This window comes from Tumidithrix helvetica PCC 7403 (assembly GCF_965232925.1).
GTDB lineage: Bacteria > Cyanobacteriota > Cyanobacteriia > Pseudanabaenales > Pseudanabaenaceae > Tumidithrix > Tumidithrix helvetica.
This window is the reverse complement of sequence record NZ_CBDDRA010000015.1, coordinates 106,777-127,854: the sequence shown is the minus strand read 5'-3', so window position 1 is coordinate 127,854 and position 21,078 is coordinate 106,777. Positions and strand designations below refer to the sequence as shown.

The 21,078-nt window shown below is 46.3% G+C and carries 19 protein-coding genes; 9 read left to right on the top strand and 10 right to left on the bottom strand.

Translation table 11 applies throughout. The features are described from left to right. Window positions 1-65 precede the first annotated feature (65 nt). The 4 genes from ACP2WE_RS15125 (at window position 66) to ACP2WE_RS15110 (ending at window position 4,381) form a co-directional block, all read left to right on the top strand. Window positions 66-344, top strand: coding sequence for a peptidase (locus ACP2WE_RS15125; protein ID WP_425216373.1), 279 nt, complete (start codon window positions 66-68; stop codon window positions 342-344). Window positions 345-550: 206 nt separating this feature from the next. Beyond that, entirely contained in the window at window positions 551-3,178 is a 2,628-nt protein-coding gene (locus ACP2WE_RS15120; RefSeq protein ID WP_425216372.1) for a cation-translocating P-type ATPase, read from the top strand. A gap of 27 nt (window positions 3,179-3,205) precedes the next feature. Continuing rightward, on the top strand, window positions 3,206-3,946 hold the full coding sequence (locus ACP2WE_RS15115) for a phosphatase PAP2 family protein (protein WP_425216371.1): 741 nt from the start codon (window positions 3,206-3,208) through the stop codon (window positions 3,944-3,946). A 54-nt stretch (window positions 3,947-4,000) separates the two neighbouring features. Continuing rightward, window positions 4,001-4,381: a diacylglycerol kinase gene (locus ACP2WE_RS15110; RefSeq protein ID WP_425216370.1), complete on the top strand. Its 381-nt coding sequence runs from the start codon at window positions 4,001-4,003 to the stop codon at window positions 4,379-4,381. 86 nt (window positions 4,382-4,467) lie between these two features. Here ACP2WE_RS15110 and ACP2WE_RS15105 read toward each other — a convergent pair whose 3' ends face one another. The 10 genes from ACP2WE_RS15105 to ACP2WE_RS15060 all read right to left on the bottom strand — a co-directional run bounded on the left by ACP2WE_RS15105 (window position 4,468) and on the right by ACP2WE_RS15060 (window position 16,468). Further along, window positions 4,468-6,783: a glycosyltransferase family 2 protein gene (locus ACP2WE_RS15105; RefSeq protein WP_425216369.1), complete on the bottom strand. Its 2,316-nt coding sequence runs from the start codon at window positions 6,781-6,783 to the stop codon at window positions 4,468-4,470. A 432-nt stretch (window positions 6,784-7,215) separates the two neighbouring features. Next, window positions 7,216-7,950 carry a DUF4079 domain-containing protein gene (locus tag ACP2WE_RS15100; protein ID WP_425216391.1) on the bottom strand — a complete coding sequence of 245 codons (735 nt, stop codon included), beginning with the start codon at window positions 7,948-7,950 and terminating at the stop codon, window positions 7,216-7,218. A 219-nt stretch (window positions 7,951-8,169) separates the two neighbouring features. Next, a complete protein-coding gene (locus ACP2WE_RS15095; protein ID WP_425216368.1) occupies window positions 8,170-11,463 on the bottom strand; it encodes a response regulator in 3,294 nt (1,097 codons plus the stop codon). Window positions 11,464-12,024: 561 nt separating this feature from the next. Beyond that, window positions 12,025-12,621 (bottom strand): type IV pilin-like G/H family protein, encoded by a 597-nt coding sequence (locus ACP2WE_RS15090; RefSeq protein WP_425216367.1) that lies wholly within the window; start codon window positions 12,619-12,621, stop codon window positions 12,025-12,027. Then, window positions 12,611-13,396, bottom strand: a complete 786-nt coding sequence (locus ACP2WE_RS15085) for a TIGR03943 family putative permease subunit (RefSeq protein ID WP_425216366.1) — start codon at window positions 13,394-13,396, stop codon at window positions 12,611-12,613. Before ACP2WE_RS15085 ends, ACP2WE_RS15090 begins: the two co-directional genes overlap by 11 nt. A 105-nt stretch (window positions 13,397-13,501) precedes the next feature. After that, window positions 13,502-13,699 carry a hypothetical protein gene (locus ACP2WE_RS15080; protein WP_425216365.1) on the bottom strand — a complete coding sequence of 66 codons (198 nt, stop codon included), beginning with the start codon at window positions 13,697-13,699 and terminating at the stop codon, window positions 13,502-13,504. Between the two features lie 117 nt (window positions 13,700-13,816). Continuing rightward, window positions 13,817-14,395 carry a zinc ribbon domain-containing protein gene (locus ACP2WE_RS15075; RefSeq protein WP_425216364.1) on the bottom strand — a complete coding sequence of 193 codons (579 nt, stop codon included), beginning with the start codon at window positions 14,393-14,395 and terminating at the stop codon, window positions 13,817-13,819. A gap of 91 nt (window positions 14,396-14,486) precedes the next feature. Continuing rightward, window positions 14,487-14,789: a hypothetical protein gene (locus ACP2WE_RS15070; protein WP_425216363.1), complete on the bottom strand. Its 303-nt coding sequence runs from the start codon at window positions 14,787-14,789 to the stop codon at window positions 14,487-14,489. Between the two features lie 281 nt (window positions 14,790-15,070). After that, on the bottom strand, window positions 15,071-15,493 hold the full coding sequence (locus tag ACP2WE_RS15065; RefSeq protein ID WP_425216362.1) for a hypothetical protein: 423 nt from the start codon (window positions 15,491-15,493) through the stop codon (window positions 15,071-15,073). A gap of 138 nt (window positions 15,494-15,631) precedes the next feature. Further along, on the bottom strand, window positions 15,632-16,468 hold the full coding sequence (locus ACP2WE_RS15060; RefSeq protein ID WP_425216361.1) for an Rpn family recombination-promoting nuclease/putative transposase: 837 nt from the start codon (window positions 16,466-16,468) through the stop codon (window positions 15,632-15,634). On the opposite strand from ACP2WE_RS15060, the gene ACP2WE_RS15055 reads away from it, so the two are divergent. From ACP2WE_RS15055 to ACP2WE_RS15035, 5 genes are all read left to right on the top strand, one after another. After that, window positions 16,455-16,637 (top strand): hypothetical protein, encoded by a 183-nt coding sequence (locus ACP2WE_RS15055; RefSeq protein WP_425216360.1) that lies wholly within the window; start codon window positions 16,455-16,457, stop codon window positions 16,635-16,637. The genes ACP2WE_RS15060 and ACP2WE_RS15055 overlap by 14 nt on opposite strands. Before the next feature lie 96 nt (window positions 16,638-16,733). Next, window positions 16,734-18,017, top strand: coding sequence for an MSMEG_0569 family flavin-dependent oxidoreductase (locus ACP2WE_RS15050; RefSeq protein WP_425216359.1), 1,284 nt, complete (start codon window positions 16,734-16,736; stop codon window positions 18,015-18,017). Between the two features lie 221 nt (window positions 18,018-18,238). Further along, window positions 18,239-18,721 carry an MSMEG_0572/Sll0783 family nitrogen starvation response protein gene (locus ACP2WE_RS15045; RefSeq protein ID WP_330485239.1) on the top strand — a complete coding sequence of 161 codons (483 nt, stop codon included), beginning with the start codon at window positions 18,239-18,241 and terminating at the stop codon, window positions 18,719-18,721. 46 nt (window positions 18,722-18,767) lie between these two features. After that, window positions 18,768-19,799, top strand: a complete 1,032-nt coding sequence (locus ACP2WE_RS15040; protein ID WP_425216358.1) for a Nit6803 family nitrilase — start codon at window positions 18,768-18,770, stop codon at window positions 19,797-19,799. Between the two features lie 20 nt (window positions 19,800-19,819). Further along, entirely contained in the window at window positions 19,820-20,917 is a 1,098-nt protein-coding gene (locus tag ACP2WE_RS15035) for an MSMEG_0568 family radical SAM protein (protein ID WP_425216357.1), read from the top strand. Window positions 20,918-21,078: the final 161 nt, after the last annotated feature.

Here is a 21,078-nt window from a genome sequence, read left to right as displayed (position 1 = left end):
CAAAGGGTAGATTTAAGAATTCACTGAATTCTCTGGCTTACCTTCAGACATATTTAGGAACCTATATGAATCGTATATTTCGGAAGTATCACCGCTGGATCGCCCTCGCCCTCTGTCTGCCACTATTGACTACGGTCTTGACTGGCATGGGATATACCATTGCAGATGAGTGGTTTCATCAGAGAGAACTGGGGAAATGGTTACTCAGTATCCATACCTTTGAAATTTTCAAACTGGAAAAATTCTTCCCTGTTTTGACTGGAATGGGATTGGTTGGACTACTGATTACTGGAATGAGCATGAGCAGCTTGTTTCGCAAACGCTCGGAATCTCGACAAAGCTAGGATTAGGGCACTGAAGTGATGAATTATCGGGGATTTCTCAACTGGGTGGGGCGAGTTCCTCACCCATTGCGATCGCCGAAAGAATTATTAACCTCACGCAGCAGGATGAGATGGGATAGTAAAAGAGATACCCTTGCCTCGTAGGTTTCTGCCTAAAAAATGCATGAGTAATTATTGCCCAATGAATAATTTTACCAAGGTCTTTTATGGTGACATCATCTCAGGATTTGCAATATACTGGGTTATCTAGCCAAGAAGTTGCGATTCGCCTCAAGCAAGACGGTTACAACGAACTTCCCTCTACCCAGCACCGTAACTTTCTGGCGATCGCCTGGGAAATTATTCGAGAGCCAATTTTTCTACTGCTGATCTCCTGTGGAACGATTTATCTGTTACTAGGAGACGCCCAAGAAGCCCTCATTCTACTGGGGTTTGTCTTCTTTATCGTGGGAATTAATCTGTATCAAGAGCAGAAAACCGAGCGATCGCTAGAAGCCTTACGGGACTTGTCTAGTCCTCGCGCCCTGGTAATTCGCGATGGGGAAAGGCTGAGAATTGCAGGGCGGGAAGTCGTGCAAGGGGATGTCATTGTGCTTTCAGAGGGCGATCGCGTTCCTGCCGATGCCGTGCTGCTCTGGTCTACCCATGTGACCGTAGATGAATCGCTGTTAACGGGAGAATCCGTTCCCGTCCGAAAACGAGCAGCAAAAACTGGAGAAGATCTAGAGAAACTCGCTGTAACCCTACGACCAGGTGGCGACGATTTACCCTGCGTTTATTCTGGAACGTTGCTCGTACAGGGACAAGGGATTGCACAAGTGCAGGCAACGGGCATTCACACAGAGATGGGTAAGATTGGCAAGGCATTGCAAACCATCGAGCAAGAAGATACATCCTTACAAAAGGAAACTCGGCGAATTGTCGGCAAACTTACGGTCGTGGCGATTCTCATCTGTATTGCCGTGGTGGTGATTTATGGGTTGACCCGCGCCGACTGGTTACATGGGTTCTTGGCAGGCTTAGCCCTAGCTATGGCAATTTTACCGAATGAAATCCCCGTAGTGTTGGCAATCTTTTTGGCATTGGGCGCATGGCGCTTCTCTCAGCAAAAGGTCTTAACGCGACGCATTCCAGTGGTAGAGACATTGGGTTCCGCCACGGTACTCTGCGTAGATAAGACTGGAACCCTTACATTTAATCGAATGGCGGTCAAACAGCTATTTGTATACGATGGTTCCACCCCCTATCCTTACGATGTGACGCTGCACGATCGCGAATCTTTACCTGAAGTCGTACATCCCTTGATTGAGTTTGGTATTCTCGCCAGCCGCAAAGACCCCTTTGACCCGATGGAAAAGGCTTTGCAACTGATCGGGCAAAATTATCTTGCCAAAACGGAACACCTCCATGGTGACTGGCAACTGTTGCATGAATACCCCCTTTCCAGCGAACTGCTGGCAATGTCCTGCGTGTGGGAAGCCCCAACCAAGGAGTTAACTGTTGCTGCGAAGGGTGCTCCAGAAGCGATCGCTGAGCTTTGTCATTTCAGTACCATCCAACAAGAAGAACTAACCCAACATGTTCAAGCTATGGCGCAGGAAGGGCTAAGGGTTCTAGGCGTGGCGAAGGGACGAAGGATCGGAAGTTTGCCTCAAACCCATCCTGATGTGGCTTTGCCCTTAGATACAGACGATCGCTTGCCAACCCAGCAACATGATTTTGAGTTTGAATTTGTTGGGCTCATCGGACTGGAGGATCCCGTTCGTCCCACCGTCGCACCTGCGATCGCCGAGTGCTACAGCGCTGGAATTCGCGTGGTGATGATTACGGGAGATTACCCCGTAACGGCTCAGAATATCGCCCGTCAGATTGGGCTCACCCCAACGGATAAGGTGATTACGGGGCGGGAACTAGAGCAGATGGGGGAAGCGGAATTACGCGATCGCATCCAGTCCGCGAACATCTTTGCCCGTGTCGTGCCCGAACAAAAGCTGCTGATTGTGAATGCCCTCAAACAAAGCGGTGAAATTGTTGCCATGACAGGCGATGGCGTCAATGATGCCCCCGCACTCAAGGCTGCCCATATTGGTATTGCCATGGGAGAAAGAGGTACAGATGTGGCAAGGGAATCAGCAGATTTAGTCTTGCTGGAAGATGATTTCTCCTCGATTGTCGAATCGGTCAAATTAGGCAGACGCATCTTTGACAATTTGAAGAAGGGCATGGCATACACGCTGGCAGTACACGTTCCGATCGCGGGTATGTCCCTGATTCCTGTGATCTTTGGCTGGCCGCTGGTTTTGCTTCCCATCCATATTGCCTTTTTGCACCTGATTATTGACCCAGCCTGTACGATCGTATTTGAAGCCGAACCTGCGGAAAGCAATGTCATGCGCCGCCCACCTCGCGATTCTAAGGAACCGCTGTTTAGTCCTCGCACCTTGAAGTTGGCATTACTTCAGGGGATCAGCGTTTTGGTGGTACTGGTAGCTGTGTTTGCGATCGCTTACTACAGCGGGAATGGTGAGTTTGATGCCCGTGCCCTTGCGTTCACCACGCTGATTATCTCCAACCTCGCGATGATTCTAACCAACCGCTCTTGGTCGCGCACGATTCCCGAAATGTTACAGGCTCCCAATACTGCCCTTTGGTGGGTGCTGGGGGGAGGCATAATCTTTCTGGCACTGATTCTCTATATACCCTTCCTACGCCATCTGTTTAGTTTCTCTTACCTCCATGCGGACGACCTGCTAGTCAGTTTTCTCTCTGGCATTGTCAGCATTCTCTGGTTTGAAGCCCTGAAACTTTGGAATCGTAGGGAGGTACGGGTTTAAATGTAGGGATGCCCTCTGGAGTATAGAATGATAGAGATATTCAACCAAAACCTCAATCGTAGAATGGACTCCAATCTAGAGAAATTGGCAGCATTTTGGGTGAAACATGCTGCACCAAAGATCGCGCTCCTATCTGTCACGGTAGGCATTGCTGGGATAACTGGTTGTGCCTTCTGCTTGTGGGGCATGGACTATATCTTTACGAGGACTATCCCAAATCTATATCCTACGGAAGTAGAGATACTGCAATGGATTCACCACTTTACCAATCCATTTTTGGATGCGCTAATGCTGCTCGTAACAAAGTTGAGCAATCCAGAGGTAGCCATATCGGTTGGGCTGGTGACACTGGTAACACTCCTGATTCGACAAGCCCATTTAGAAGCTCGGATATTCACGATCGCTGGATTGGGCGCAATTTTCCTGAACAGAGGACTCAAGCCTGTATTTGCCCGACTTCGCCCCGATCTATATCCACAAATAATTCAAGAGAATTCCTTCAGCTTTCCCAGCGGTCATGCCCTAGGAACTGTGGTTCTCTACGGTGCGATCGCCTATCTACTGGCAAAATACTACCCTCATTACAGGATCTGGATCTATCTGCTAGTAGCGATTCTAGTCATGGCAGTGGGATTGAGTCGTCTCTATCTTGGCGTACATTGGCCTACAGATGTATTAGCAGGATGGGCGATCGGTTTGCTGTGGCTGATTACCTGTATCGCTATGCTACAGCTTCAAACATTGCAGCAAACGAAAGAATCAACTTGATATCCAAGTTGATATCCAAGACAGTCGCCCAAGCTTAAAAATCACTCAAAACCCATGCCTAAAAAGTTTCACAAGCCCGCTTATCATCCCCTCCGCAAGCTGAAGGTTATATTGTCAGGTCTATATCTTGCCGTCATATCTGATTTTAGCGTTGCCTATAAACTGGTTTTATCGGTTCCCGTCCTGATCTTTTCGTTTATGGTGCGGCAATGGGTGGACGTGACGCTGATTTTGCTAGCTACTGGCATGATGTTGTCTGCTGAGTTGTTTAACAGTGCGATCGAAATCCTGTGTGATTTTGTGGAATTACAAGAGAACGATCGCATTGGTACGATCAAAGACATCGCCGCAGCGGCAGCGGGCATCAGTATCTTCGTGTGGGCGATAACGCTCATCCTCGAAGGCATTCACCTCTGGCAATTACAGAAAATTTAACCCTTCCGTTTCGTTAGGTGTGCCCACGTTGGAGGCACACCTTTGTATCCCGAGTTCAAGTTGTACGGATGTGCTGAAAATTCGACTTATCCTTGAGAAACCGCGATCGCATTGCGTTCGGTGCGACTACCAAATAGAGCTTTGGGCTTGATCAGGTTTTTAAATAGCAACCATAGCGAAGTCAATTCTCCAGGTGCATATTGGCGTTTCCACTGACCAGGACGGCAAAAGAGCAATTCCACTAAGCAGCGATGCTGAGCCAAATTCACCCGTTCAAAAGTGACTCTGGCTAATGGGAAACCTTCGCTTAAACCAGTCGCAGTCATATGTCCTTGCAGTTTTAGCCCTTCTTCCATAATTTCTAAGCTGATTGGCAAGGTTTCGCCTTTAGGGATAGAAGGTAGACCCGATTGTGTCATCAAGATCGTAGCACCAACCTCTGAGAGCGCTGAAGTTACGCCCCAAAATTGAGTTCGACTGGGTTGCAATGAGAGAGGTCTATCCGCATCATCTCTCACTTCGATTTTGACTGTACGGCGGAGATTGAACCATTCGTAAGCATCGGGCTTGGGCAAATCGAGCATTACCAGTAAGGCTACACCCAATAAAATCAGGTTGTAAGTGCTCCAAAACCAGCCTAGATCTAGACCCTTAACTTCCGCGAGGGAAGTTGTATAGGTGGACATATGCATCATGCATTTGCCAAGGTTGAGCCATAGGCTAATCGCAGTGGCAACGAATAAAATCGCTAGTGGTAAGGCTAGATTCCAGTTAAAACGCACGCGATCGCTTTGGGTTCCCTTGGGCGTAACTTTAAAGCCCTTGGAAAATGGACTAAACATGGTTTGAATCACAGTACCCGCAAGGGGGACACACAATACCACATCATAGATATCCGATAGAAAAGCCGAACGGCTGCGATCGCTGAGCCATGAGAATACGATCAAATGTACGACATATTGCGGCAAGAAATAGAACACGACTTCCTCTGGTGTCGCTCTGACTGGAATCACATCCAAAAAGGAATAGGCAAGCGGGATCAATAGGAAACCAACTCTTGAAAGGCTGGTAAACCAGTGCATGATCCCTGTGAGGTGGGCGATCCGTTGCATGGGACTGAGCCCAGGAATCGTGAGGGGATTCTCTTTGATAAAGAATGCCTGTAGGGTTCCTTGCGCCCACCGCAATCGCTGCGTGGCTTGAGCACCCATATCATCGGGGGCAGCTCCAGCACTGAGCTTTTCATCTAAATAAATAAGGCGATAGCCTTTACCCGACAGGCGTACCGACGTAAAGTAATCTTCGCTGAGCGAACTGGTAACGAACTCTCCACCCGTGCTCTGGAGGGCAGCACGACGCATCACAAAGGAAGTCCCCGCACAGACAACGCTATTCGTACCATCTCGAACGGGTTGAATTTGTCGATAAAACACCTCTTGCTCTGGAACTAGAATATTCTCTAAGCCCAGGTTGCGTGCGATCGGATCGGCACTGTAATAGCTTTGGGGGGTTTGCACCAGTGCCACCTTTTCATCTTGAAAAAAGCCAACGGTGCGATTGAGAAAATTTCGCGTGGGCACAAAATCGGCATCAAAGCAAACGATCAAATCGCCATGGGTGCGCGCGATCGCGTGGTTTAAGTTTCCCGCTTTAGCATGGAGATTGTCAGGACGGCACATATATTCACAGCCCAGCTCTTCGGCAAGTGCCCTGATCTCAGATCGGCGCGTATCATCGAGTAGATAAATCGTTTTATGTTTGTACTCCATTGCCTGACAACCGACGATCGTGCGCCGCAGAATAAATTCTGGTTCGTTATAGGTGGGCACAAACACATCGACATGGGGGACAAAAGTACCATCCAGAACAGCTTTCGTCACTTCATCTGCCTCAGAGCGGCGATCGCGGGTTTGTACCAAGAGAAACAACTGCAAAACGCCATTAAAAATGGTCAGCATTTCTAGAATGAATAGCCCCATGCTAAACACACCATCCAAAGCATTACCCACATTGAGGGTCGAGAGCGATCGCCAAATCACATAGCGAATCGTCAAGATCAGCAAGATTGCCACCACAGCAAACCGCGACCAGACCTTGGGTTTGGGTGAGATTTGGGTAATGATAAAGGCAAGCAGTCCGAGCGCGATCGTCGGTGCAATCAAAAATTCACCTGTGACCATAGGGACTTTGAGCCACACAGGAGGATTTCTCTGCAACCATTGGATCTGCCAGAAAATTTTGCTAACGACACCTTCTTTGGTAAACCAAGCTGCAGCAATCAAACCGCAGAAAAGAATGATGCCAAGCATGACCAAGGTGGCTGTTTGGGGGCGAAAAACCTGCCGAATATCTGGGGCGTCAAACTTACTGGCGAGGGGTTTAGAAGCGGTAATTTCTTTCATGAGTTCAGGGTTACAGCATCAATACAACATCAGAAAGTCTTGATTGGGTTTCTAGCGTGACGAAACATAGAATCCTTTCTAGGTAAAAATAATACGAGCAATGGAATGATTCCGACGTATCAAGGAAAGCGATCGCTTGCAATTTTCTAAAACCTTGAAGGATAGTAGGCTATAGAAATTTCACTAGATTTACAACAGATCGAGATTTGAGTTCCGCTAGCCAATTACTCGGTAAATAGCTCGCGCTCAAACCCAAGATTTATTTATGAGAATTCCAAGAATCAGGCTTATTCTTAATTAGGAGCAGCCACATATCTTATGAATTTTTTACCACGGATTTATGACTTCTATATAGTAAGCGATCGCTCAACGTAAACATGCCTGACAACTCGGAAGACACAACCCAGACCTCTTGAAGCATAGCGATCGCTTCTACTTGTTAGGAGTAGGGCAAGTTTTAAACTCAAAATTACACGAATAAATATATGGCTCTTGCCAACTGAACGGAATTGATAACAGATCTCTAGTACCCGTGAAGGCTTGAGCCAAAAAGAGTAACAGTGCAAAGCAGTTTAAGATTACATGAACAGTGCGCCAACGATTGCTGCGATCGCGATAGATATCTTGAATGATCGCCAAAGAGAAGATCATCAGTAAAGTGGCAGCCATGCCAAAGTAAAAATGCGACCAAAACCATTCGTTATCAAGCCGAAAAATTGCCCCAAAGCCTTTTCGAGCAAATACCGTATCCTGAAACCCTAATAGCAGCACGCCCAGACTTGCCAGCACTGTAAAAATAACAATCCAGATTCGTTGCCTGGCGCGAAACAGACACACCAAAGAGCCAATGGTTGCAACGAATAACAACGCCAAGATTGCTACCTGTGACGAAGCGGTATCGATCAAATTGTTTTTAAGAATGTATTTCACCGAAGGATGAAGCATCCCTAGTAAACTTAGCCCGACCACACCTCCTGCCAGCCACCGCCCAAATTTGAGGTGTTCTGGACCTACCAAAGGTGGAATTTTACTTTTACCTCCCTCTGCGGTCTCAAGACGACGTTGGCGGGTTTGCCATGCCATATTAACCACAATTCCAATCAGAGGAAATACGATCGCAACAGCAATGATGGGATGGATCAACCGAAGCAGATCAATTAAGTCCAGATTCATAGCGGGTTTACCTCTTTTGAAATGATTAATAGCTAAGCTATATTAAATACGCTGCAAGCGCGAAATTAGATTATCAAATCTTTAAAGTAATCCTAGTTTCACCATCTATACCAATTTCTCTTAAAGTTGTCATGAACTTGTAGCGCAGGCATCTTGCCTGCACAGACTAGAAGCCCGTACTACGTTCGCAAACAATTAAGGAGGGCTATAGATTTATTTGAGGTGAGCCTGCGACCCCTGCAATAATTGTTGAATCGTAATGCTAAGCTGTTTGAGCCTCACTGGTTTGGTTAGATAATCGTTGGCTCCTTCTTGGATACAACGTTCGCGATCGCCAGTCATTGCCAGTGCTGTTAAAGCAACGATCGGAATATGTTCCATCGCAGGATTTGCCCGAATCTGACGAGTTGCCTCCAATCCGTCCATGATCGGCATTTGAATATCCATTAAAATAATATCTGGCTTCTCTGTTTCAGCAAGACTAAGCGCTTCTTGACCATTTTTAGCCAAAATTAAACGATAGCCTTTACTGCTGAGATAATCCCAGATCGTATCTACATTTGCCTCGTCATCTTCAGCAATCAAAATCAGGGGTTGCATGATTTGAGATGGGGCTTCTATGGTTGGAATGTTGATATCTGGTCTAGAATTCCAAGTTTTATGAACAGCTCTGCGAAACTGTTCTTTCGCAATCGGTTTCACAATAAATTCTGCTGCACCTAGGGATAATCCAAGCGATCGCTCATCAACGTGGGAAATAATCAGAATGGGAATATGTTGCGTCTGTGGATGACTTTTTAGTTGGGTAAGGACTTCCCATCCCAAGAGATTTGGCAAACAGCCATCAAAAACAATCAGAGGCGGATCTAGGCGTATGGCTTCTTGCACGACACTTCGATCGCATGCATAGACAGTACCTTGAAGCCCTAACTCGTTAAGGTAGTGCGTTATTTGTGGTGTATCCGTGGGAGAACCTTCAATAATTAGAACAGGGCTACTATGGATCGGGAGTAAATTACCAATGCCAGATGAGAAGTCACTTGGGATTGATTCGTTTTGGTGATACGGAATTCTAACCGTAAAGCAACTGCCTCGGTTAACCTCGCTTTCGACGGTTACAGTGCCACCATGCATTTCTGCAATTCGTTTCACTAAAGATAGACCTAGCCCAGTGCCATTATATTGCCTGCTCAGTCTGCTATCAATTTGGATAAAAGATTGAAATAGTTTTTGGATGTCTTCTGGAGCAATACCAATACCCGAATCAGCGATCGAGAAAGCAATTTGGCTCAGAGAAGTTGATATGGCATTGCTTTCAAAGCTTTCCACTTTCACTTCTAAAGTTACGCTTCCTCCTTCAGGGGTAAATTTTACGGCATTGGTCAGTAGATTAATCAATACCTGTCTCATCCGCAGTTCGTCTACTTCGATCGCGTTCAGAGAATCTGGAATGCGCGTAATTAGCTGAATACCTTTCTTGTATGCCATTTGTTTGACAAAAGTGAGACTGGTGTCGCAGAGGGTTTTAACGGATGTATTTGCGATTTCTAGCTCTAATTTTCCTGCCTCAATTTTTGCCAAGTCAAGAATATCGTTAATCAGTTCCAGTAAGTGTTGTCCGCTACGCTCGATCGTAGCGATAGATTTTTTTTGCTTGTCGTTAAGCGCGCCAAACACCTCGTCTTGCAGCCCTTCAGACATACCCAAAATGGCGTTGAGTGGCGTGCGAAGCTCGTGGCTCATATTTGCTAAAAACTCATCTTTAAGCCGTGTGGCACGCGCCAGATCGGCATTTGCCAGTACGAGTTGCTCTTCTGCTTGCTTGCGCTCTGTAATATCTCGTATGGACGTCAAATACGACAATTGGTTATCCCAGTCCATCTGAGAAACCACTACTTCTCCTACATCAATTTTGCCGTTACTGCCTAAAATAAATATCTCAAAGGGTTTATTGAGCGTGATTGGAACCCCTAAATCGAAACCATTGAGTTGTTCGGGTTGCATCCCAAACATTTTTCCCGCAGATGGGTTAGCAAAGATGACCTGTCCGTAACGATTGAGGATGAGGATGCCATCGGAGACAAGATCGACGATCGAATTGAGATGGGTTTCACTGGCTACAAGTGCCTCTGTACGCTGCTCTACTCTTGTTTCCAGTTCGCGATTTAGTTTCTGTAATGCCGTCTCTGCCCGTTTGCGATCGCTGATGTCTTTCACAAGGGAAAATCGGGCAGGTTTACCTTCCCAATCAATCAAATGAGAGGCGATTTCTACATCAACAATCGTACCATCTTGTTTTCGGTGCCGCCATTCACCAGAGTAGGAAAGCGATTGCAGGTTGCTCAGAACTCCTTCCAGTTTATGCACATCCTCTGCTGGACGAATGTCTTTAATCGTCATGGTGAGAAAATCTGCCTCTGAGTAACCATAATGCGCGATCGCTGCACGGTTTACTGCCAAAAATGCCAGTGTATCTGTCTCATAAATCCACATGGGGTTGGGATTGTTTTCAAACATAAACCGATATTGCACTTCTGAGCGCGATAAGGCTGCTTCTACCTTTTGTCGCTGAGCCAATTCGGTTTGCATTTGGGTCAGGACGGTTGCCTGCTGGAGGGCTATGCCAATATGGGTCGCTAATTGTTGGAGTAACTCTACCGCAGAGGGCTCCCAATGGCGAGGTTGGGCGCACTCCTGTGCGGCTAATAAACCCCAAAGCTTATCTCCTTGTAAAATGGGTACTACAATAATGGCTTTTACCTGAATTTGCACGAGAAAATCGCGGTGGCATTCCGTTAGACCAAAGTTAATATTGTCTGTAACTTGAATCCGTCCATTATTATAGGGTTCCACCATAGCTTCGCCAAAATGCGTATCGGTGAGAATTCGTCCCAATAGCGAATCGCAACCACGCCTAACAGATTCGGCTACCACAATGCCACTCCAGTTGGGTTCAAAGCGATAGGCAATTACGCGATCTGTTTGCAGGAAATGACGAATTTCAGTGACTGTGGTGTCAAGTATCGTTTGAAGATCGAGAGAAGCTTGAATGCGGTTGGCGATCGAGGTTAATAACCATTCGCGGGAAATTTGGTTTGCTTTGTCTTGCTGTTGCGATTGTAGGGCATCTGCTCTGAATAAGCTTTCTAACGTCAGCAGTCCAATGGGATACTGGCGATCGTTTAACAGAGGTAAATGATGAATGTGGTGCTCGTGCAGCAAATTGAGAGGAGCTGCTAAGTCCTGAAACCGATCGATACCCAGCGTTATCACTGGCTGAGTCATGACTTCGGCAACGGATGTTTTGGTATAGTCACGCCCAGTTGCTATGAGTCTAGCTAGATCTGTTCTTGTTAAAATTCCCACTAACTGAGATGCTGCCATGACTAGAACGCAACTAAAATCAGCCTGGTACATCAAACGCGAGGCATCGGCCAGGGAAGACTCAGCATGAACGATCGGTGGATTTTGAGCGATCGCCTGTTCTAATTCGAGTGGAATCGGCATTGTGATTGAGCCATTTTTTAAAATCTAGCAGCAGAAAGATGAAAAATATTAAAATCTAAGAAACTTTGGATAAAACCCCAAATTTGAGCGCGATCGTCAAATCAGATCGAGTATAGCTACAGTTATAACTACTTACTGAAATGCTATCAAAAGCTGACAATTTTTTTTACGATGCCACTGGCTACAATTCAACACCTCAAGTCATCTCGAATCTTGGCTCGATCTAAGTGCAGTGGCTGATACAACGATAAAGATTTCAAACTGTCTCTTGCTGTAGTTCTGGTCTTTAGAAAAATTTCTAAGATTCTAATTCTTATATGACTGCCCACCCGATTTCATCTATTCATTATAGCAAGCGGATTTAAACAGGCGATCGGTACTAAAGCATTTGTCGGAATTTCAAGCGTTTTTGATTTGTTAATAATTATTAAGTATTTTGGATATATCCTTACGAGGTACTCAATACCCATGAAATGAATCTGTCAGCGACGACAAATAATTTAGGATTCAGGGTCAGGAGTTTGGTGAATTGAATAGAGGCTTTGTAGGCAGTAATTTTGTTTAATACCCAGCGTCCTTCGAGCCAGGGGCACACTCCATCATCCCATTCTTAATAATTGGAACAGGTGGCGGGGATGTTCCTGGCACATTGGTTTCGCAAAGAATGGCAAGAGCTGTAATATCATCCGAAGCAGCAACTTGACTTAGCCAAACTGCCCCAACATAGCTTTTAAGTTCTGGGCTTTTTGATTGTCCGATTTGAATGGCAATTTGAGGATAATCGAGATTTGCTAAGGTTTTACGCGAACTGTCAACATAAGTGCGATAGCTGTAGTGGGTTGAATCTTGTATGCCAACACCAAGCACATCAATATTGGAACCAAATCGACTAAATTCTGTAAAGTAAGCCTGCTGCGCTCTGTTAAGAGCAATCGTATAAGCTCTTGCGCCTACTCGCCTAATTTTATTTGTCTGATTCACAAAGGGGAATGTGTTTTTATATTCACCACTAAATGCTTTTGGCGAGAATAGATTTCCGATGCCATAAAAAGCGATCGCTACAACAAGTGTGGAACAAGAGCTAATCAATGCCCATTGCCAAGCGTAAAAATTGGAGGAGTTTTTAGGAGGCATAGTTTTGTTGAGATTAATACTCATAGGGATTTTGGGGTTCGGGAATTGGGGTGAGATTACTTGCTTGAACCAATAATTGTCGGCGATTTGTCAGAGTTTCTGTAGTCATTTGCCCCTCAACTTCAAACCATTTATCCGCAGGGTAAGCCGTACGACTCTGAGCCACCTTGATTGGCAAACTCACAGGATAGACATCCGCAGCACAGCAAGTAATCACAAAGCGGGTAAGCAAGAAAATATCATCAGGTAAATCCTTGGAATAGACGACAAATCCCTTGACCTTCACTTTTTGTCCTGTATAGGCATCAGGTTCGGGATAGACATTGAGCGTACGCACCCATTCCACCAACGTCCGATCTTCAGGACGATTGCTCGCCCGAAAGGACTGAGGCGCCGATCGCGTCGCCGTAATTCCATCCGTAACACCGCGATGAATAGCCTTTTCACTCGCGAAGGGACGAGGACTGATTAACAAGCCCAAGATTGCCGTGGCTAGCAATAGACTATTGCTCCAACTGGGCATCATAAACGTAACATGCTGCGACCGATCCAGATTTGCACCATTCCGTTGCCGCCACCATACCCGCGTAGCTTCCATCCCACCGATCGCCACCAAGCCAAATCCCGCACATACAGTTAAAGCAATGTAGTTAGGGTGAATCAGCAAATAGAGTTGACCGAAGATCCACAACTTTAGCAACAACAATCCCCAGCCGACGATCGCGATCGATTCCAGCCAAGGAGCAATCCTCTGCCAGAAACGTGGAGAGCGATAAATTCTGGAATTTTGACCTTTCACAGAGTAGACTCCCTAAATTGAACGTGCAAATCGAACTTGATTTTCTGTAATTACAATGTAGTTGTTTGACAACTTATCAGAATGCTGGGTTAAAAGAATAGTGCATTAGATTTGTTGGCAATGCCCATTTTCAAAGTTGTGAACTGCTTCTTGATCTAGAAAGTTTAGCTTGTCATTGGCAATATCGCTTTCTATTTGTGCATCCCAACGTTGGTAATCTAGATCGTGCAACCAATTCATAAACTCCCGAAATTTCTTTGTTGGAAGTTGCAATATAGCTGATTCAATTTGTTTAATATTCATATAAGCCTCCTGACTTGTTATTTACTTATTTAAGTCTATTTCAGCATTGGCAGGCATTCAAGACTTGGTAAATTCTGCGTCGCGATCGCTCTTCTCAAAAGATGACTAGATAGCTCCCTAAGCTAAATTATGTCCGCAATTGGAACAAAAGCGATCGCTTGGCTCGATTGCTTTACCGCACTGACTGCAAAACCGACGGGTACTGGAATTGGAACTGGAGGTTGACATTGATGTCGAAGTCGTCGCAGTCCCCATACGCATTTCCATATTCCCCATACGCATTTCCATCGGATTCATATTCATTTGCATGTTCCCCATTTTTAACGGTTGCATTGGCTGCAGCGGTTTCATGGGGTTCATGGGTTCCATGGGTGAAGTGGAAAACGACGGAGCGCTAGCAACTTGTTGCATCTGCATTTGTTGAGCACCGCCAACAAAAGAAATTTCGCTTGTAACGCTCGCTACATTTCCTTGAACGCTAATAAAAACCTCTCCTTGCGCAGTAAAAATCTCGATCGCTGCACCTGTGGGAGTGCGGAAAATCTTTGGTGGGGCAGTCCAGACACCAGTACTAATACTACTGCTAGCCTGTTGCTGCTGGCTTGGGCTGCTCATAACTGTAGTAATAATGGTTTGGATGCCTTGATTGTCGAGATAGATGCTGTAACCCGATCCTAGTTCGCAAACGTAAACCATGATGCCTCCTAGTAAAACAGCTCATTTACAGTCTATTGTAGGTTTGGTCTATGCGCAATTGGTGAAGCACAAACAAAGAGGACGACTCAAGTCAATCGGCTATAAAAGGCTTTGTATGGAGTCCCAAGGCTTCGCTAATTTGAGTATCAGTCCATCGTTCTTCGGGATGCTCTTGGTCTGACATCAAGAGAACACGAGCATGCAGAACCTTTTTGACGGGTGCAGTTCCATTCCGACTGATGTCCCTCAGACGCTGACGTTGTTCTTCACTCAAACAGACTTTGTTTTTACTGTTGGGATTACTCATAACGGGTAATGATTTGGAATAGCGATGGTTGGCAACTGAACTATCCACCAATTTCTCGTTTGGTCGATCGCTATTTTGATTAGTCATTGAAACACTTGTTTTGCTTGGTTCTCAGAGATTCTCTCAGAAATATAGCAATCAGCCTAGAATCGTAGGGGAGATTCATGACACTAAAAATTTACATCGGTATTTTGGCATTTCTTCCCAAAAAGCAACCCAACTTTTGCAAGGAAGCGATCGCTTACCCGTTTTAGCATTTATTCCATTAGATTTAACAACGTCATTCATGGAAACCCATCGAAATTGAGTACAGCAAATCCTTCTTGAGTACGGAGTGTACACTAGTATAACTTCACTTGTTAAAGAATCTATTCTGGTAACTCACCATGCAAAACTTCTACTATAATAAACGTCTCTATAAAGTTTCCAGGCTCGGAGAATCCGCTATGCCAATGCCCTTTTACTTTAAAGTGGTTCTCATTACGTTTTACTTCTATCTCAACATTGCCTCTAATATGAGGCGGCTTTATTTTAGAGACAAGCTCAATAACTTGCTCTTCTTTTCCCCAAACACGTAAATTTTTTATACGAAAACCAATTATTCTAATTCTTTTGCAATCGACATATATACCGTAATGCTTGTCTAGTTTCTTGTCTTTGTTTCGACGAATTTCAAAATCTATATTTTTATCTTCCATACTGCCAATCAGCACTTTATAAATGGATACAGGATAAAGTATAAGTTTCTCACGCGCCCCTTTAATAGGCAACAGATGATAACCACACTTCATATTCTTTACTATCACTCATTCGGTTGTGAATTTTGGGCAATGACCTACTCAATTACTAAAGATGACGAAACTACCTCATCTCTAGACGTAGCTCAAGTGCAAATTCCATGATGATGACGAACATCGATCTCGTGAGGTTTATGGGTGACTCCGCAGCCATGCATTCAAATCGGCAACCGTTTCAAAATCTAAAACTGCCTCAGCCAAATCCTCAAGTTGTGACACAGACAACTTCGCGAGCCGAGACTTGACTCTAGGGCTTACCTTTCCAAACTTGTGAGTCAACAAACGCAAGAGCATAACAATCTGCCCCTGCTGTAAACCCTGCTGTAAACCTTTTTGCTTACCCTCAGCCAAGATTTCTTGATAAGTTACAGACTCTTTCATAATGTCACTCCGCAATAAACGTTGAATTAATTGCTTTTCTAATACTAACCCAGCCAACACATAAGTCGAAGCCGCCACATTACTTTGCACCTTGCGATCGCTAATTTCCTCAATCCGACGTGCCACTGACCGTAACGTTTCTTCACGATTGCGCGTCTGACTCAACACAGCAAAGGGTAGTAGTCCCTCAAACTGTTGAAACACCTCAGTAGGCTGCTCCCATAACCTGATCGCCTCAAACTCATGGTGTGTGCCAGGTATGCTAAAACTCGTTTGGTAAACCATTTCTGAACTCGTAGGCATCAGATAAATTACCACCTGTCGCATTTGTTTCTCTGGGAAACGCCGATAAACGCGAACGCGATAGTCAAGCATCCGAAAAGGCATCGATGCGTCTGGCTGCGTTTGAAATTCCAAATGCAACACGAGATTCTGGCTTTGCAGCAAAATTAACGAATCAGCCCGAATTGGTTCCAACGAGAGTTCCGTCGGACTTAGCTCCGTTAGGGGAATTGGTTCGCCAATCAGCCATGAAGCAAAATCCTGCGGGAAATTTTCTGCTAGAAATTTACAGATGTTGTCAAACATGCGGGCGATTTTAGCAGATTATTCGGTGCATGCGATCGCACAGCAATTTCACCGTTATGCGTCATCAACGCAACTGATTTTTGTAACGCCTAACGATTTAGATAGATGTTCGTCAAGGGGTAAAGATATTTCGGCGATCGCAGGTTTCCACTCCTACCCTTATCGCTAGACTTCCCTCTTTCGTATTCCCTGTTACAAAATCTTCTCTCAGCCAGCGCTTAACCTAACAACATTCCAAGCGGTTATGAGCAAGAGAAGTTAGCGAATGAGCACGCATTATTCTGTCGTAATTGTCGGTGGCGGTCAGGCAGGTCTTTCGATGAGCTACTGCTTAAAGGAAAGAGGCATCGACCACATCGTCTTTGAAAAAAATAAAATTGGGCATTCTTGGCGTACTCACCGCTGGGACACATTCTGTCTGGTCACACCCAACTGGCAATGCCAACTACCGGGCTATCCCTACCCAGGGAACGACCCCAACGGATTTATGCAAAAGGATGAAATCGTGAAGTATATAGAGGACTATGCTGCCTCCTTCGATCCGCCGATTAAAGAGAGTGTTGCCGTGTCGAAAGTTCGCAAGAATGAAGCGCGGAACGTCTTTGAAGTGACAACCTCCATTGGAGACTTTACCGCCGATCAAGTGGTGATTGCTGTGGGAGGTTACCATACACCCAAGATACCGAAAATGGCAGAGCGATTGCCAGAGGATATCGTACAGATTCATTCCTCGCAATATAAAACGCCAGATTTACTGGGCGATCGTGCAGTTTTAGTCGTAGGAACGGGACAATCGGGCTGTCAGATTGCGGAAGACCTCCACCTCGCAGACAAACAGGTACATTTATGTGTGGGCAGTGCGCCGCGATCGCCGCGTCGATATCGCGGTAAAGATGTGGTGGAATGGCTCGACCAAATGGGTTACTACGATCTATCGATTGACGATCATCCCCAAAAAGAGAAGGCGAGAACCAATACCAATCACTATGTCACAGGTCGGGATGGCGGTCGCGAGATCGATCTGCGGCAATTTGCCCTAAAGGGAATGCAACTGCATGGCAGGTTGAAAGCGATCGCCAAAACCAAGTTGGAATTTTTTGACGACCTCAAGCAAAATCTAGATGGTGCTGACGCGGTAGCTGAGAATATCAAGAAAACCATTGACGGATTTATTCAAAAGAACCAGATCGAAGCCCCGAGCGATCCGCCCTATAAACCTATTTGGGAGCCAACAGCCTCGATTTTAGAGATTGATTATATCCAAGCGAATATCGGCGCTGTGGTTTGGAGTACGGGATATCATTCTGATTTTAGTTGGATTGAGATTCCCGTATTTGATGGCAAGGGCTACCCCGGTCACAAGCGCGGCGTTACGGATGTGGGTGGATTCTACTTTTTGGGCTTGCCTTGGCTCTATACATGGGGTTCGGGAAGATTCTCAGGAGTGGCAAGGGATGCTAGTTACCTAGCCGAACGAATTGCAGCAAGAAAGAAGGTTACCTATCCCAGTGCTTGGAGCGTCGTGAATGAATTCCTTCTCGGTTCGTAGCGAATGTTACCAGAACCTCAGAAATCTTGAAAGAACTATCGAAATCGATAGGTGTCTAGAAGCGATTTTGGGGAGTTCCTGACATTGCGATCGCCACCCCTAGTTATATGGATAGACTTCGCAATTCCGTATTGCGTGTTACAAAACATGCTCTCAGCCAGCACGTAATCTGTCAACCATACCGTTAGTACTGCAACAAATATTTAAGTAAGGAGATAATCATGCCTGAAGTAACTAAACCCGCACATCAAACTGGTGATTTCTTTGTCGATTACGAAGAGAAGGTATTCCCTGATGTTAAAGCAGACCCCGGTGAGAAAGCGTTGGTGACGTTCCACACGGTTGCTTTTGAAGGTTCGATCGGCTTTGTGAATTTACTACAAGCGACGCGCTTACAGCGTAAGGGCTTTGAAACTTCTATTTTGCTCTATGGTCCTGGTGTAACCCTAGGCGTGCAACGTGGATTCCCAAAATTGGGAGATGCGGCATTCCCCGGACATCAAAATTTCAACGATCAAATCACCAAATTCATGTCTGAAGGTGGCAAGGTCTACGCCTGTCGCTTTGCCCTACAGGCTCTCTACGGTCATGGCGAACCTTCCCTCATCCCCGGTATTCGCCCGATTAGTCCTTTGGATGTGTTGGATATCGTACTCATGCATCGCAAGGATAATGCCTTCATTTTGGATACTTGGACATTGTAGAAATATTCAATAAAAGCATTCAATCAAAACATTCGCAAACCTTGGCATGGATTCCTCACACCTCGATTATTCGCGTAAAATCAGAGCTGCAGCCGTACAGATCAGTCCCGTTCTATTCAGTCGCGATCGCACAACTGAGAAAGTCTTGGATGCGATCGCTAAAGCTGCCAAAGAGGGCGCTCAACTGGTCGTATTTCCAGAGACTTTCGTTCCCTATTATCCTTACTTTTCCTTCGTGCAACCACCCGTACTCATGGGTAAGGAACATATGCGTCTTTACGAAGAAGCCGTAACTGTTCCCAGTGCTGTGACCGATGCGGTCAGCAATGCTGCCCGATCGCACGCGATCGTGGTGGTGTTGGGGGTCAACGAACGGGATGGGGGGTCGCTCTACAATTCGCAACTGATCTTTGATGCGGATGGCACGTTGCTCTTAAAGCGGCGCAAGATTACGCCCACTTACCACGAACGTATGGTTTGGGGTCAAGGGGACGGAGCGGGATTGAAGGTTCTAGATACGGCTGTGGGAAAGCTGGGTGCGCTTGCCTGTTGGGAGCATTACAATCCTCTGGCAAGGTTTTCTCTGATGGCACAGCACGAACAGATTCACTGCGCTCAGTTCCCCGGTTCCTTAGTGGGTCAAATTTTCGCCGACCAGATCGATGTGACGATTCGACATCACGCTTTAGAAGCGGGCTGTTTTGTCGTGAATTCTACGGGTTGGCTCTCACCCGAGCAGGTGGCACAAATCACAACCGATGAGAAACTACAGCGAGTTCTAAGTGGTGGCTGCAATACGGCAATCATTGGGCCAGAAGGCAATCACCTCTGTCCGCCGATTACCGAAGGCGAAGGGATGGCGATCGCCGATCTTGACTTCTCTCTCATTACCAAACGCAAGCGCATGATGGACTCTGTCGGGCACTATTCCCGCCCCGATCTATTGCAATTGCAGCTTAATTCTCAAGCACAGCGATCGCTAATTGACAAAGAGCATCCAGAAGCAGAAATACCCCAAAATCCTCAGTGTTCTCCCCTGCCAGAAATCCCCTATGGACTGCTCCAATCCTTGACCTAAAGTTCTCAACCAGTAAGCCGATGAATAAACAACAGCTAATTACGGAAATTCAAACGCAGGGACTGAAATGGGTCGAGCCCAATACAGGAAATGCGGGAGCGGCGGGACGTAAAGGTGGTGCGGGACCTTCCGACCATAAAGCGATTACGATTGAAGGAACGACGGTGATGGTTCCGATCTATACAGGTTCGGCAGCGCGATCGCCCTATACTGCGACCCTCGATCCCGTTACCGATCGCATCGTCCTACAGCTTGACGAACGCGAAGTCGCGCCAATTTCCTTTCCCCAGAAACCCAAGTTTTACGATTTGACCACCAGCGACGGCATTCCCTATTGGAAAATCGCCCTCCTGCACAGTCACGATGTCTTGGCGACCACAGTTCTACAGACCTGTATGCGCTATAACAATACGGAGACATCCTGCCAGTTCTGTGCGATCGGGCAGTCGTTGGAGGCTGGTCGCACGATCGCGAGAAAAACGCCCGCCCAACTCGCCGAAGTTACCGAAGCTGCGGTGCGTTTGGATGGAGTCAAGCATTTGGTCATGACTTCAGGGACGCCTAACACCAGCGATCGCGGTGCTGCCTATCTGACGGAATGTGCGAAAGCAATCTCAGCTAGGGTAAGTATTCCCATCCAAGCGCAATGCGAACCGCCCGATGACTTCATTTGGTTCGATCGTATGAAAGCTGCGGGTATTGACACCTTGGGCATGCACCTAGAGGCAGTCGAACCAGAAGTTCGCGCCCGTATTATGCCTGGGAAAGCCACGGTTCCTGTGGAATATTACTTCGAGGCATTCGCGGCTGCGGTCAAAGTATTTGGTTGGGGTCAGGTCAGTACCTACCTCCTTGCAGGCTTGGGCGATCGCTTAGAAACCTTGTTAGAGGTTAGCAATCGCCTGATTCAACTCGGGGTCTATCCTTTTGTCGTTCCCTTCGTACCAATTACGGGTACGCCACTCGCCAACCATCCTGCACCAAAGACCGAATTTATGTTCGCCCTCTACGAACAGATTGGCAAAATGCTGAAACGAGCAGGCATGTCTTCTGAAGATATCAAAGCTGGCTGCGCCAAATGCGGGGCTTGTTCTGCTCTCTCAAATTTTGAGAAGTAATTCCTTCCAGTAGGGGCAATTCATGAATTGCCCCTACTGGAAGGAACTTATCATATGGCTAGAGCTTTGATTCTTCTCCCCCTTTTTCAAGGGGGGCGGGGGGGATCTAAACCCTTAAACGCAGTAATAGGGCTGAGCAAAGCCGAAGCCCAAGACTAGAA

Coding starts and splice junctions, on each gene's coding strand:
- ACP2WE_RS15125 (WP_425216373.1), top strand. CDS start 66: ATGAATCGTATATTTCGGAAGTATCACCGCTGGATCGCCCTCGCCCTC.
- ACP2WE_RS15110 (WP_425216370.1), top strand. CDS start 4,001: ATGCCTAAAAAGTTTCACAAGCCCGCTTATCATCCCCTCCGCAAGCTG.
- ACP2WE_RS15090 (WP_425216367.1), bottom strand. CDS start 12,621: ATGAGTATTAATCTCAACAAAACTATGCCTCCTAAAAACTCCTCCAAT.
- ACP2WE_RS15050 (WP_425216359.1), top strand. CDS start 16,734: ATGAGCACGCATTATTCTGTCGTAATTGTCGGTGGCGGTCAGGCAGGT.
- ACP2WE_RS15055 (WP_425216360.1), top strand. CDS start 16,455: ATGTTGTCAAACATGCGGGCGATTTTAGCAGATTATTCGGTGCATGCG.
- ACP2WE_RS15035 (WP_425216357.1), top strand. CDS start 19,820: ATGAATAAACAACAGCTAATTACGGAAATTCAAACGCAGGGACTGAAA.
- ACP2WE_RS15105 (WP_425216369.1), bottom strand. CDS start 6,783: ATGAAAGAAATTACCGCTTCTAAACCCCTCGCCAGTAAGTTTGACGCC.
- ACP2WE_RS15115 (WP_425216371.1), top strand. CDS start 3,206: ATGATAGAGATATTCAACCAAAACCTCAATCGTAGAATGGACTCCAAT.
- ACP2WE_RS15070 (WP_425216363.1), bottom strand. CDS start 14,789: ATGACTAATCAAAATAGCGATCGACCAAACGAGAAATTGGTGGATAGT.
- ACP2WE_RS15040 (WP_425216358.1), top strand. CDS start 18,768: ATGGATTCCTCACACCTCGATTATTCGCGTAAAATCAGAGCTGCAGCC.
- ACP2WE_RS15080 (WP_425216365.1), bottom strand. CDS start 13,699: ATGAATATTAAACAAATTGAATCAGCTATATTGCAACTTCCAACAAAG.
- ACP2WE_RS15075 (WP_425216364.1), bottom strand. CDS start 14,395: ATGGTTTACGTTTGCGAACTAGGATCGGGTTACAGCATCTATCTCGAC.
- ACP2WE_RS15060 (WP_425216361.1), bottom strand. CDS start 16,468: ATGTTTGACAACATCTGTAAATTTCTAGCAGAAAATTTCCCGCAGGAT.
- ACP2WE_RS15065 (WP_425216362.1), bottom strand. CDS start 15,493: ATGAAGTGTGGTTATCATCTGTTGCCTATTAAAGGGGCGCGTGAGAAA.
- ACP2WE_RS15095 (WP_425216368.1), bottom strand. CDS start 11,463: ATGCCGATTCCACTCGAATTAGAACAGGCGATCGCTCAAAATCCACCG.
- ACP2WE_RS15045 (WP_330485239.1), top strand. CDS start 18,239: ATGCCTGAAGTAACTAAACCCGCACATCAAACTGGTGATTTCTTTGTC.
- ACP2WE_RS15120 (WP_425216372.1), top strand. CDS start 551: ATGGTGACATCATCTCAGGATTTGCAATATACTGGGTTATCTAGCCAA.